Genomic DNA, 13,079 nt, shown 5'->3' on the forward strand with positions numbered 1-13,079 from the left:
GGGCTGTGTCCAATAAATCCAAGGACGCTGACCCCAAGCAACCAAATTCCTCGTTCATTCAGTTCGACGATGCAAAGCAACAGGGCGCCGCTTCGGCGGCGTCCGTCCCTCGACGGAGGGCGCTTACTGGCGTCCTGACCGCCGCGTGCGTTGCGCTAATTGTCATATCGCTGGGCTTCGTCCATCCTTCCGAGAGCGGCGCCTGGTCCATTGACTGGATCGTTCAGACCGTGACGGGGGAGAGCGTCGTCGCGAAGGACGCCAAGGGGTCTGACTCGACCGTCGCTTCGGGTAAAGCTGGCTCCAAGGATTCCAAATCTTCGGATGGTGCGAACGACGAGTCTAAGGGTTCGGATAAATCTGACTCTAAGAAGGAGTCCGAGTCTTCGGACAAGGAATCAAACAAGGGCTCGGATAGCAAAAAGTCCGAAGACAAGGATGGCAAGAAGTCTGGAGAGAAGAGCAGCAATAAAAAGACCGACGGCAATCAGTCGACTTCTCAGAACTCGACTTCTTCTGACGGGGCCGGCTCTACGCCTGGCGCTTCCTCCTCATCCAGCGGGGCATCTTCTGCCCCCGATAGCGGCAACGTCTCTACTGGCGACCAGGGCAGCTCGCAGCAGCCTAGCTACGTCACGGTAACGGTTTCGGTCACATCGAGCGCTGTGGGCAATCCTGTGTCCTCTGGTGGCACCTTTACCTTTAACGAAGGCGCTACTGTCTACGATGCCCTGTGTGCGCTGGGCCTTTCTGTCAACGCGCATGGCTCGTCGTACGGCACGTACGTTTCCGCGATTGGCGGTTTGGCCGAGAAACAGCACGGCGGCACGAGCGGCTGGATGTACTCCGTCAACGGCACATCGCCCATGACGGCGTGCAGCAACTATGTTCTCTCCAACGGCGACAACGTGGTTTGGTATTACGTGACAGGCTAGAGGCCTCGACATAGCGCGCCAGACGGGCGGTTCGGACAAACATCCGGGCCGCCCGTTTTTCATGCGAATGGGACTGGGCCGCCGGGTCTCTCGGCAAACAAAAAACCGGTTGGAACGGGAATTCCAACCGGTTATACATTCAAGCAAATAGTGAATCGACTACGATCGTGCGCCCTCGAGGAAGAAGCGGCGGCTGAAGTAGTTGTACCAGGTGACCAAGAACGTGGCGATGGCCTTCATGGCTTGGTAGCCGATGCTCAAAAACGTGACACCCACAAACATGTACAGGTCGTTGAGGCCCAGACCGATCACCGACAGGATGGTGAAGATCGTGAACTCGCGCTTGCGGCTCATGCCTTCGCGATGGTCGAACACGTACTTCATGCTGAGCCAGTAGTTGACCACGACGGACGTGGTAAACGAGACCGTGGTGCTCATCAAAAAGTCGAGGTGGAACAGCTCGACGAGCGCAATAAGCATGCCCCAGTCGATGCCAAAGGAGATAAGACCCACGACAGCGAACTTGAGGAACTGCTTGGTATGAGGTTGTGCCAGCGCCTTGCGCACGTAATCACATCCAATGCGTTGATGAATCGAGCAACGAGTTACTTTAGAGCTTTTGCATGGGAAACGTAAGGTCTTTGGAAAGAACTATACGAACTCGCCAAATATTCAAGAGGTAATCCGCAAACGTTGCAAATCTTCCCGTAAACGAGCAAAGCCCACGAACAACGCAGCGCTCGACGCGCGTCATCCGTGGGCATCGTAAAGCTGTAAGGTTGCGAGTTACTTGGTCTCGTCGCCCTCCAGGAAGATCTTTCGGGTCACAAAGTTGTAGACCATGACAAGCGCGGTGGCGCAGATCTTGGCGATATTGGCCTCGAGTCCCAGGCCGGCGTTGAGTGTCAGCACGATACCGTCGTTGAGTGCCAAGCCGATTACGGACAGCACGACAAAGATGATGAACTCGCGGCGGCGGCTCATGCCTTCCTTGTGCGCAAACACGTACTTCATGCTTGCGAGGTAGTTAAAGATGAGTGAGATGATAAAGCCGCTGGTGTTGGCGATTAGGATGTTGAGGCCCAGACCGTAGTGGAGCAGATTCATAATGCCAAAGTCGATAACCGTGGCAATGACACCGACGACACCAAATTTCATGATCTGCGCAAGGAGCTTTTGCATGGTACCTGCCTTAAGCTGGCGCCGAAGCGCCGCGGGGATGACAAACTTGGCACAGTTTAGCCAATCCCCGCGGGTGGTGCTAGGCGCGCTCCTCGATAGCACCGTTTCTATATGCATCGAGCAGTTGACGCAGGTCCTGGATTTGGCTGCGGATCTTGGCGCCAGTATCGGTGTCGCTCACCATGCGGCGACGGTCTGCTTGGTCAAAACGATTGGTCTCGCTTTCGATGTCCACGTTGCGCGTGAGTGCCTCGGCAACCGTCGTAAAGGCCCGGTGCGACTTGAGGCGGCAGCCGCGCGAGCTCGAGATGAGCGTATAGCCGGCGATACCCGTCTTGGGATGGTAAGCGCGGCAGAAGCCACCATCGATGACCAGCAGCTTGCCCTCGGCTCGGATAGGCTGCTCGCCTTTGGTCGTCTTGACGGGCGTATGGCCGTTGATGATGTGACCGGTCGGTGAACATGCCATGGGCGCGACGCCAAACTCGCGCATGATGTCATCGCAGACCGAGGGCGACTTGGTAAGCGTAAAGTACGGATCCATCGGCTCGACCCAGGTACTCTTATCGGCGATATAGGCGCGCTCAAAGGTACGCACCAGGCGTCCACTGGCGGGCGAGTTAAAGCCAATCCACAGGTACCACATCCAGTCGAGGGCGTCGCGGTCGCCCACGCGCCAGGCGCGGCGGGCGATGTGGTCGCAAAAATCGAGATAATCGCGGCCAGCGTGCCAGGTGCCCAAGCAGTTCATGCTGCTAAAGGTGCCGTCTTCGTTGAGCGGCACGCAGCCATGGAACAGCAGGTTGCCGTTGGTGACCTTGTACATCGAGCCGTGGGAATAGAGGAAATCGATATGGCGATGCAGGTGATCGGCGGTGACAAACTCGGACACGAGCTTGTCGATGATGTGCTGCTCCTGGGGCGTGAGCGTATAGGGGTCCGCCGGGTCGACGGTGGGGAAGTCGCTGGTCGTGAGCGGCCACACGCTGCCGTCGGCGAGCGTGACCGTGCCGGTGTCGTGATTGATCTTGTCGAGTAACAGGCGGTCGGTCATATCGAACTCGGGGTGGCGCTGGATAATCTGGCCCTCGAGCTTAAAGAGCAGCACGTTGATGGCCTTGATCAGCGGGGTGATGGACTCACCGGCGGTGTAGGTGGCATCGGCAAAGGCGACAAGTTCACGCAGCGAGATACCGTAGTCATTCTCCAGGATCTCGTAGTTGTCGTAGCGTAGGTTGTTGCGCAACACCGTGGCGATGCAGGCGGGCTCACCGGCCGCAGCACCCATCCACAGCAGGTCGTGGTTGCCCCACTGGATGTCCAGTGAATGGTAGGTGAGCAGACGGTCCATAATCTTGGCCGCGCCGCCGCCGCGGTCGAAGATGTCGCCCACCAGGTGCAGGTGGTCGACGGCCAGGCGCTTAATGAGCGAAGCGAGCGACTCGATAAAGTCGTCGGCACTGGCGGTCTCCAGGATGGACTCCACGATGCGCTCGTGATAGCGCACGCGATAGTTGTTCTCGTCCGGGTGCGTGTGCAACAACTCGTCGATGATGTAGGCGTAATCGCGCGGGATGGCCTTACGCACCTTGGAGCGCGTGTAGCGGCTTGAAAGCGAGCGTGCGACCATGATGAGCTGGTCAAGCATCGTCTTGTACCAGGTTGGCGAGTCCTCGCGCTGGCTGCGAACCAGCTCGATCTTCTCGCGCGGGTAGTAGATGAGCGTGCACAGCTCGCCCTTTTCGTCAAAGGAGAGCGTGTCGCCAAAGATCTCGTCGACATGTTCGCGCACGACGCCCGAGCAGTTGTTGAGGATGTGCATAAAGGCTTCGTACTCGCCGTGCACGTCGCTCATAAAATGCTCGGTGCCCTTGGGTAGGTTGAGGATGGCTGAGAGGTTGATAATCTCGGTAAATGCGGATTGTTCGGTGGGGAACTGTCTCGACAGCAGGCGCAGATACTTGAAGTCTTGCGGGTTGCGATCGAATGCGACCATGAAACACCTTCCGATGGGGCTGGTAAAACTGATAAACAGCGTCAAACGTTTATCAGTATGCGCCGCTTTTGTTTCGATTTTGCGCCAGCGGCTGAATTGTCGGCTGAACGGTTTGGTAAATCGATTTAGTTGAGGTAGATATGGCGGTTGAGTGGAGACGACAGAGGGTGTTTTCTCAGATATTTATGCGTGGGGTCGGTGGAGACGATGGTGGTAAAGATGTTCGCTATTTTTGGTTCGATTTGGTAAATAGTGGACATATGTACCGTATGTAGGCTCACTGTGCGATAATTTGCGCAGCAATACGTAAGGAGCCTCATATGAGTGATTTTGTCCTGACCTGTGAATCTGCCGCCGACCGAACTCGGGAGTTCTTTGACTCGCGCAATATTCCTGTCGCGTATTTTCATTACGAGATCGACGATGTTGTCTATACGGACGATCTGTATCAGTCGATTACGCCGGACAAGTTTTTTGCCCAGATTGCCGCGGGCGCCATGCCCAAGACGTCTCAGGTGAGCGTGGGTGAGTACGAGGAGTTTTGGGAGCCGTTTGTTGCCGAGGGTAAAGACGTGCTGCACCTGACGTTGTCGTCGGGTATTTCGGGCACGTATGGATCGGCCTGCGTCGCGGCGCAGATGCTTGCGGATCGCTATCCCGAGGGCGGCAAGGTGCGCGTCATCGATTCGCTGGCGGCGTCTTCGGGCTTTGGCCTGTTGCTGGAATATGCCGCCGACGTGCGCGATAGCGGGGCTTCACTCGACGAGACGGCTGCCTGGATCGAGGAGCACAAACTCAACCTGCACCACTGGTTCTTCTCGACCGATCTGTCGAGCTACCTACGAGGCGGTCGCATTTCGGCTGCGAGTGCGATCATCGGCACGGCGCTTAAGATTTGCCCGCTTATGACGGTCGATTGCGATGGCAAGCTGTCGCCACGTGAGAAGATTCGCACTAAGAAGCGCGCGATTTCCGAGATGGCCAAGACCATGATGGCACACGTGCGGGACGGTGTGGATTATTCGGGTAAGTGCATCATGTCGCACTCGGCGTGCCGTGAGGATGCCGAGGCAGTTGCGGCGCTGATTGAGGAACAGGTTCCGCAGCTTAAAGGCAAGATTGAGATCAATGACATCGGTACTCTGATTGGCTCGCATACCGGACCTGGTACGGTGGCGCTCTTCTTTATGGGCGACAAGCGCGTGGATTAACTTGGCTCATCACGTCGCTGCGTGATTGCTCAAACGAAAACGGCCCGCCTCACGTTTGTGGGGCGGGCCTTGCTGTTGCGGCTAGCGTTTCTTTCCGCGGAAGAAGAAGCCGTGCAGTGACGGCTTGAGGCCGCGGTTGGCGCGATGCTCCTCGACGCGCTCGTGGATCGAAGCGACGCGCTCGATGACTTCGTCGGGAATCGGCACATCGGGATTCATGTTCTCGACCTGGCTGACCTCGGCGGCGGCGACCTGGTCGATAATGGGCACATCGTCGCGCGAGATGACAGGTGTGGCGTCTTCCTTCATCTTGCGATAACGCTGCATCATGTCGGTCTGTAACTGCTGGGCCGAAGGCGGCGTCCAGATGATGGCGTTGGCGCCGGCGGCGATGGTCTCACGGATGCTCTCGGGCGTCTTGCCGCCCGGCGCGATGAGCGGCAGGTTGGGATAGTGCTCGCGCAGCTCGCGTAGGACCTGGGGCGTGTTCTTGCCGGCGGCGATGTTGAGAATCTTGGCTCCGGCGCGCACCTTGGCGTGAGCATCGTCGTCGCAGCGAACGACCGTGGCGATGACGGGGATGTCGGCGATGTTGGTGATGTGCTCGACCATCTCGGCAGTGGCGGGGGAGTTGACCACACAGCCCGCCGCGCCCTGCATCTCGGAGACGGCTGCCATCTGCACGGAGCGCTTACCGGTGGTGGTGCCACCGCCCACGCCTACAAAGACCGGGCACTCGGCGACGGTCAGCAGCGCTTGCGTAATGGCGGGCTGCGGCGTGAAGGGGTAGACCGCAAAGACGGCATCGGCGTTGGAGTTGCGGATAACCGCGACATCGGTGGTGTAAATGAGCGACTTGATGCGGCGGCCGAAGAGCGTGAAGCCGCTGGCCTCCTCGATCTCGTCGGGCATGCGAAGGGCAGCCTTGCGCAGACGTCCGTCGATGGGCAGGGGCTCCATGGGGAGCAGTCCGTTGGGGGTCACGGCTACCTGGGGCTCGGTGAACTCGTCTGCGAGCTCGACCTCGGAGAAATCGACCGAGGCGACGATGTCCTCGTGTACCTCGGCGGGCACATCGATGGGAGCTTGGTCGTTTGCCGCGGCAGGCGTGTCGAAGGAGCTGGTGCCGACGAAGGCGTCGACGCGCTCATTTAGATCGTTGAGGGTATCCATGGAGGCTCGATTCTATGTGATGACGGCCGGCGCGATGCAGCCGGAATAGCGAATGCTAAATCGATTGACGAGTTGATTTTTCCCCGCTGCGCCATCCGTTAGACCGAAGGGCCGGCGAACGTGAAGGAGCTGTGGTGGCGGGGATCGAGGTGCTATCTTGAAAGTCCCGTTTAAAAGAGAGGTGACGCGGTATGGAATTGACAGCAATGTTTGGCTCGATTGGCCTGTGTGTGGGCGCAATCGTTGTCGCCGCGGTCATCTACTTTGTGGTCACGGCCATTAAGGGCAAAAGGGCCGAACGCAAGGAGCGCACGATGCTTAAACAGCATCGCGACCAGCAGGGCAAACGCGCACAGAGATAACTTGTTGAGTTTTGGACCCGTGCGCTAGCTGCGTTTTCGGATCAGGGCAATGTAGAAGCCCTCAAAGTCGCGGCTAGGCGGAATGGTCAGCGTGCCGGGCATACCGTTGGCGACGGACGAGACGTGGCCGGCGGCGATGGCCTCGGTGAGAGCGTTGCACTCGATACGCGGCTCCTCGCCGGCTTCCTGGGCGCGGCGTGCTTCGCTTTCGCTCGGCGTGCCGTCAAGGGGGATGAGCTCGCAATCCATATGCTTGTCGAGGGCCTCTTGCAGGGCGTCCTCGTTTTCCTGCGGCATGATCGAACAAGTCGAATAGACGAGCGTGCCGCCAGGTTTGAGGGCCCCCATGGCGCGGTCCAGAAGCGCGCGCTGCGAGCGGGCACACTTGCCAAGCAGCTGCTCGGTCAGGCCGCGCAGGCTTTTCTCGTTGCCGCTGATGACGGTGCCCGTGCCGGTGCAGGGGGCGTCGAGCAGGATGCGGTCGAAGCGGAAGAACTCGTCGAGCTCGCGTGCGTCGATGCGCATGACGGGCACGTTTTTGGCACCCTGGCGATGGAGGTTTGACTCGAGCTTTTCGGCGCGGGGAATGCTCATCTCGCAGGCTGTGAGGTGCGCCTGGCCCTGGGTGAGGGCGGCGATCTGCGTCGTCTTGCCGCCAGGGGCTGCGCACATGTCCAGGATGTCCTCGCCGGCCTGAGCGCCCAGGACCAACGGCGGCATCATGGATGACAGGCTCTGCAGGTAGATTTTGCCGTCGCGGTAGATGTCGAGATCCCACAGATCTGAAACCTGGGCCTCGGGCAGGATAAAGGCGTCCGGATACCAGGTAACGGTTTGGTGGGCGATGCAGGCGGCATCGAGCGCCGCAGCGATGTCCTCGGCGGTCGCCTTGAGCGTGTTGGCGCGCAGCGTGACCGGGCGTGTGGCCGCGGCGCCGAAGCCCTCGATCATGAGCTTGGCATCGGCGGGCGCATAGGCGCCGGCGACCGTGTCGACCATAAAGCGCGGCAGGTCGGCGGCGCAGGGAAGGGCGGCAAGCTGGTCGGAAAGCTCGGTAGCAGCAAACTGCCTGAGCTTGAGCTCGGCCTTGACCTGCTTTTTCTGCTTACGACGACGCGGCTTGGACATCCGTCTTTCCTTCCCGTCCCAAATTGACTACTTTCCGGGCACGCCGCTGCTGGCGTGCTTTAGTACTGGCTCTCGTGCTTGCTAAAGAAGTCGAAGCGCGGGGGCAGCGGCTTCACGCGGTGCTCGCCGGGCTTCTCGCCCAGGCTCTCCACAAACTCATCCGTGGAGGCAAAGATGTTATCCCAGCTAAAGAAGGCGACCGGGTCAACGTCGAAGTACTCGCAGATGAGCTCGCAGCCGGCCGGCACGATGCCGTGCATGAGCACGGTCGCTACGCGCAGCTCGGTAAAGGCGTCGACGAGGGCCTGCGTCATGGCGGCGTTGGCCGGCTCGCCCTCGAGCTTGTTGGCGGCCTTGGAGGCATCGCTCCAGCGCTTGTTGGCGGCGCGCAGGTAGTCGTCGCACACAGCGAGCGCGTGGTGCGTCTCGAACTTGTACATGGCCTGCTCAAACGCGAGGGCGGCTTGCTCGGCGGCCTCGACCACGGTGGCCGAGGCGGCGCCAGCGGGAATGCAACCGTTGCGGTACGGGCTCTCGTCGCCTTCCTTGACGGCGACGCCGTAGAAGCAGCTGCGGGCCAGGCGGTTGAAGACGCCGGTCAAAAGGGCGCTTTCCTTAAGGGCCGGATCGATGACGCGCTTGTCGTCGCAGGCGTGTACCTCGTTGCCGTCCTTGTCCTTGCCGGTCACGCGGGTGTCGTATGCCTTGGGGCTAAAGCTCACCGGCTTCTCGGACAGGCCGAGCGACAGCCAATGCGCGCGCATCTGCTCGCAGGTGTAGTGGTTGAGCAGGTCGTCTGCCGGCGGGGGAGGAGTCTGCGAGGACGAGCTTGCCTTTTTGCCCATGTAGAGCAGGTGGTAGCAGGCGCTGACGGTGCTCTGCGTGAGGTTCCAACCCAGGGCCTCCCACATGGCGGTCTGCGCGATGCAATAGAAGTAGATGTTGTCCTGGCCAATGAACTGGTAGATCTGTGCGTCATCCGAGCACCACCAGTCGCGCCAGTCGAGCGAGCTGTGCTGGTAGGTGGGCGCGGGGACCTGCGTGGAATCGGCGGCGGGCTCGCCCATGAGGGCGGCATCCTGGGCGGCGACGCCCTCGGTCACGCCGGCGGCCTTGGCATCGCGTGCGAGCACGGTGCGCGTATAGCTGATGGGAGCCCACAGGCTCTCGGGCCAGCACCAGCAGGTGACGTCGGAGACGCCATCGACCTCGGGCACCGGAACGCCCCAGTCGATGTTGCCGGTGATGCGGAAGGGTACGAGCGCCTTGCCGCTGCGGAAGCGCACGCCGCCGTTGGCGAGCACCGCGTGGGCATCGTCGCGCTCCTTCCAGCTGGGGAAGGTGACGGTAAAGCTGCTCTTGTTGCCCTCGGGCTCCAGCACGGTGTGCTCGGGAAGCTGATCCTCGACGGCATCGAAGGCCTCGCGGAACTTGTTCTGGATGTAGAGCTGGGCCGGCAGCAGCCACTCTTCCATGGTCTTGGAGACCACGGAGCGAACCTGCGGGTTCTGGGCGAGCTTGGCGGTATAGGTTTTCATAAAGTCGAGGTAGGCCGGCAGGTCGAAGTAGAGGTTGTCGACCGGGCGCAGCTCGGGCACCTCGCCGGTGAGCTGGCTTTTGGGCGCGATGAGCTCCTCGGGCTCAAACTGGTGACCCAGGTCGCACTCGTCGGCATAAGCCTTCTCGGACTTGCAGCCCTGGATGGGGCAGCGGCCGATCACCTGGCGGCCGTTGAGGAACGTGCCGGCCTTGGCGTCGTAGAACTGCAGCGTGGAGCGCTTGGAGATGGTGCCCTGTTCGTGCAGACGCTCGATAATCTCGGCGGTCACCTCGTTGTGAATCTGCGCAGCCGGCTCAAGGCCCGAGCCGCCGTAGATATCGCAGCTGATGTTGTAGTTGTTGAGGGTCGCGGCCTGGCGGGAGTGATTGGACTCGACATACTCGGCGATGGACTTGTCGTAGCCCTCGTTCTCCTTGAGCTTGCGGTAGCTCTCCATGATGGGCGAGCCATAGCAGTCGGTGCCCGAGGTGAAGATGACGTTCTCGCGGCCCAGGCGGTCGCGCAGGAAGCGGGCGAAGAAGTCGGCAGGGACAAAGACGCCGCCAACATGGCCAAAGTGAAGGCCCTTGTTGCCGTAGGGCTCGCCGGCGGTAACGATGGCGCGGCGAGGCCAGTTGGGACGGTCGTTCATGGAGTATTTGGATGCCATGGGACTCCTTCGCATATGGTGAGAGCGCAGCCGGGCGTGGGGCTCGGCGGCGCGGTGGTCAATTCGTGCATATCGTTCGACATTATCGCACATGCGGACGGGTACGTGGCAGGGGCGCTATCCTAAGATGCTATGAATGAGATTTCCAACATACATGCGTTTGAAGACGAGGATTTTCTGCACGCCTGCTTTGTGTGGGGGATGGCCGTGCTTGGCGCATTTGCCGTGTGCCTAGCGCCGGTGTTTATGCTGCTGGGCGGACCCGCGGACCTGGATGCGGCTGACGCGGGCGGCTGGACCACGGTCGTGGGCTGGATAGTCGGCTTGGCTGCGATCTCAATGGCGTCGTTCGCCGTGCACGAGCTGGTGCACGGTGTGTTTTTTAAGCTGCTGGCGCCTGTGGGCGCGAAGGTGACCTTTGGGGCGAATCGCGAGACGGCGATGATCTATGCCTGCGCCGAGGGCGTGGTGTATTCGCGCCGGCGGTACGTGGCAGTTTGCCTGGCACCGACGGTTGTTGTGACGACAGCGTTTGCCCTGGGGTTTGCGTTCTCGGGCTATCCGCTGCTGTGCTACCTGGCGACCGGCTTGCATTTGTCGGGCTGTGTGGGCGACTGGTATTACGTGCGGACCATTTTGCGCGACCGCCGCATTGTCGCCTGCGAGGACACGTCCTTCGGCGTGCGCTTTTTCGGGTGAGGAGATGTCGATGAAGCCGTTGTTGTTGCACGCCTGCTGTGCGCCGTGCTCGCTTGAGCCGGTCCGCCTGCTGCGCGAGGAAGGGTTTGAGCCCACAATCTGCTGGACAAACCCCAATATTCAGCCGCACGATGAATGGCAGCGGCGTTTGGACGAGCTGCGCCGGTGGTGTGCCGATGGCGACATCGAGCTTATCGAAGCGGGGGAGGACCGGGAGCGCTGGGAGGCCGGCGTGGCCCCGCTGGGCGCCGATCGAGCCCGTCGCTGTCGCGCATGCTATGCCCTGCGTCTGGCCGAGGCGTGCCGTGTGGCCCAGGAGCGCGGGTTTGAGTTTGTGGGCACGACGCTCGCCGTCTCGCCGTATCAGCTGTTCGACACCTGCAATGACGTGCTCGAGCGCTTGGCGGCGGCACATGGGCTCACCCCGGTGATTCGCGATTTTCGCCCGTATTACCCCGAGGCGACGCGTCGCTCGCGCGAGCTGGGTATGTATCGGCAGAATTACTGCGGCTGCCGATTCTCGGCCGTCGAGGCGGCCATGGACCGCGCTCGCATCCGCGACGAGCGCAAAGCGTCCAAAAAGTAGTTCTTTTGAGCTGGCAGCCTGCTAGGATGTAGAACGGACTTTGGCTATATAAGGAGTATCCGACGTGTCTATGCGTACCGATGATTTTGACTACAACCTTCCTGAGGAACTGATTGCCCAGGCTCCTGCCGAGCCGCGCGACTCCTGCCGCCTGCTGGTGGTGGATCGCAAGGGCTCCCAGGCGGGAACGCCGCTGGAGCACGGCGGTACCGTTGAGCACCGCATCTTCCGCGACATCATCGACTATATCGAGCCTGGCGATGTGCTCGTCATCAACAAGACGCGCGTGATGCCGGCCCGCCTGATCGGTCGCAAGGAGGGCTCGGGCGGCGTGGTCGAGACGCTGCTGCTCAAGCGCCGCGAAGATGTTGACCCGCTGGGCCACGTTTGGGAGTGCCTGGTCAAGCCGGGTAAGCGCCTGAAGCCCGGTGCTCAGATTGAGTATCGCGCCGGTGGCGCCCATGCGCCCGAGGGGGCTCCCGTGGTGCTGACGGCCGAGGTCATCGACTTTGTCACCGATAGCCGCGGCGGCCGCCTGGTGCGTTTTGAGCCGGCCGGTTGCAATGCCGCCGGCGAGCCGCGCACGCTCGACGAGGCCATCCATGCTGCCGGCCACGTGCCGCTGCCGCCCTACATTACCGATTACGAGGGCGATCCCGAGAAGTACCAGACCGTCTACGCCATGAAGGAGGAGCACTCGGCTGCAGCTCCCACGGCGGGTCTGCACTTTACTCCCGAGCTCATGGCCGCTATCGAGGCCAAGGGTGCGAAGTTTGCCGCCGTCGAGCTCGAGGTGGGCATCGATACCTTCCGCTTGGTGGAGGAGGACGACCCCACGCAGCACGTCATGCACACCGAGCGCTACCACGTGTCGCAGGAAGTTGTCGACGCCGTGCACAAGGCCAAGGCCGAGGGTCATCGTGTGATCGCCGTCGGCACCACCGCGGTGCGCTCGCTCGAGAGCGCGTTTGACGCGGACGCGCCGGTGTCCGATCCGGCTGTGACGGCGCGCTATTTTGAGGGCCGCGAGGACGGGGCCGACACGCTCGGCCGCGGCGACATCGTGGTGCGCGAGAACGCGACAACGCAGCTCTACCTCATGCCCGGCTCGACCTATCACGTGGTCGACGCGCTGATCACGAACTTCCACGTGCCGCGCTCCACGCTCATGATGCTCGTGAGCGCGCTTGCCACCCGCGACCAGATCATGGATGCCTACGCCGCCGCCATCGAGGAGCGCTACCGCTTCTTCAGCTTTGGCGACGCCATGCTCATTTGTTAGTTACGCGGTTCTACGAACCGCGTAACGGCTCGACGCTGCGCGGGCCACATTTGGACAATCTGACGTTCAACTTCAAGGGCGCGACCAGAAGGTCAGCGCCCTTTCGTTTCACGTCACCTTGTCTCAAATGCGACCCGCTCGCTGACTCTGCCATAACATCGGTGTTGCCGTGGTTGTTGAGTAGTCATTGGGCACTTGGCACTTGGGGACGTTCCTTTTAATATGAGCAGGACATTGTCAAGAGGCAAAATCGGGCCTGGCCCCAACGATATGGGGTCAGGCCCCCTCCCTATATCAGCCCGTCCGCGGCGACCT

Annotated in this window: 12 protein-coding genes; 6 read left to right on the forward strand and 6 right to left on the reverse strand. The window is 61.0% G+C overall.

The genetic code is table 11. The features are described 5' to 3' along the window. The first annotated feature begins 5 nt into the window (after window positions 1-5). Window positions 6-935 (forward strand): DUF4430 domain-containing protein, encoded by a 930-nt coding sequence (locus AB5405_RS04605; RefSeq protein ID WP_368137738.1) that lies wholly within the window; start codon window positions 6-8, stop codon window positions 933-935. A gap of 159 nt (window positions 936-1,094) precedes the next feature. Here AB5405_RS04605 and AB5405_RS04610 read toward each other — a convergent pair whose 3' ends face one another. The 3 genes from AB5405_RS04610 to AB5405_RS04620 form a co-directional block, all read right to left on the reverse strand. Then, a complete protein-coding gene (locus tag AB5405_RS04610) occupies window positions 1,095-1,502 on the reverse strand; it encodes a GtrA family protein (protein WP_055250894.1) in 408 nt (135 codons plus the stop codon). Window positions 1,503-1,721: 219 nt separating this feature from the next. After that, a complete protein-coding gene (locus tag AB5405_RS04615) occupies window positions 1,722-2,117 on the reverse strand; it encodes a GtrA family protein (RefSeq protein ID WP_006235398.1) in 396 nt (131 codons plus the stop codon). A gap of 79 nt (window positions 2,118-2,196) precedes the next feature. Beyond that, window positions 2,197-4,113 (reverse strand): fructose-1,6-bisphosphatase, encoded by a 1,917-nt coding sequence (locus AB5405_RS04620; protein WP_368137739.1) that lies wholly within the window; start codon window positions 4,111-4,113, stop codon window positions 2,197-2,199. A 320-nt stretch (window positions 4,114-4,433) separates the two neighbouring features. Between AB5405_RS04620 and AB5405_RS04625 the strand changes: the two genes are divergently transcribed. Further along, a complete protein-coding gene (locus tag AB5405_RS04625) occupies window positions 4,434-5,324 on the forward strand; it encodes a DegV family protein (RefSeq protein ID WP_368137740.1) in 891 nt (296 codons plus the stop codon). An 81-nt stretch (window positions 5,325-5,405) separates the two neighbouring features. Here AB5405_RS04625 and AB5405_RS04630 read toward each other — a convergent pair whose 3' ends face one another. Then, a complete protein-coding gene (locus AB5405_RS04630; protein WP_089572116.1) occupies window positions 5,406-6,497 on the reverse strand; it encodes a beta/alpha barrel domain-containing protein in 1,092 nt (363 codons plus the stop codon). A 191-nt stretch (window positions 6,498-6,688) separates the two neighbouring features. Between AB5405_RS04630 and AB5405_RS04635 the strand changes: the two genes are divergently transcribed. Continuing rightward, a complete protein-coding gene (locus tag AB5405_RS04635) occupies window positions 6,689-6,859 on the forward strand; it encodes a hypothetical protein (RefSeq protein ID WP_161116153.1) in 171 nt (56 codons plus the stop codon). Window positions 6,860-6,883: 24 nt separating this feature from the next. On the opposite strand, the gene AB5405_RS04640 is transcribed toward AB5405_RS04635, so the two are convergent. Then, window positions 6,884-7,987 carry an RsmB/NOP family class I SAM-dependent RNA methyltransferase gene (locus tag AB5405_RS04640; RefSeq protein ID WP_368137741.1) on the reverse strand — a complete coding sequence of 368 codons (1,104 nt, stop codon included), beginning with the start codon at window positions 7,985-7,987 and terminating at the stop codon, window positions 6,884-6,886. 59 nt (window positions 7,988-8,046) lie between these two features. Then, window positions 8,047-10,197: a methionine--tRNA ligase gene (locus AB5405_RS04645; RefSeq protein ID WP_349105615.1), complete on the reverse strand. Its 2,151-nt coding sequence runs from the start codon at window positions 10,195-10,197 to the stop codon at window positions 8,047-8,049. Window positions 10,198-10,329: 132 nt separating this feature from the next. On the opposite strand from AB5405_RS04645, the gene AB5405_RS04650 reads away from it, so the two are divergent. The 3 genes from AB5405_RS04650 to queA all read left to right on the forward strand — a co-directional run bounded on the left by AB5405_RS04650 (window position 10,330) and on the right by queA (window position 12,764). Then, window positions 10,330-10,896: a DUF3267 domain-containing protein gene (locus AB5405_RS04650; protein WP_368137742.1), complete on the forward strand. Its 567-nt coding sequence runs from the start codon at window positions 10,330-10,332 to the stop codon at window positions 10,894-10,896. A gap of 10 nt (window positions 10,897-10,906) precedes the next feature. Next, entirely contained in the window at window positions 10,907-11,482 is a 576-nt protein-coding gene (locus tag AB5405_RS04655; RefSeq protein ID WP_040359283.1) for an epoxyqueuosine reductase QueH, read from the forward strand. Window positions 11,483-11,552: 70 nt separating this feature from the next. Next, window positions 11,553-12,764 carry a tRNA preQ1(34) S-adenosylmethionine ribosyltransferase-isomerase QueA gene (queA, locus tag AB5405_RS04660; protein ID WP_346978981.1) on the forward strand — a complete coding sequence of 404 codons (1,212 nt, stop codon included), beginning with the start codon at window positions 11,553-11,555 and terminating at the stop codon, window positions 12,762-12,764. Window positions 12,765-13,079 lie beyond the last annotated feature (315 nt).

It is taken from the genome of Collinsella aerofaciens, from assembly GCF_040920445.1.
GTDB lineage: Bacteria > Actinomycetota > Coriobacteriia > Coriobacteriales > Coriobacteriaceae > Collinsella > Collinsella aerofaciens_BH.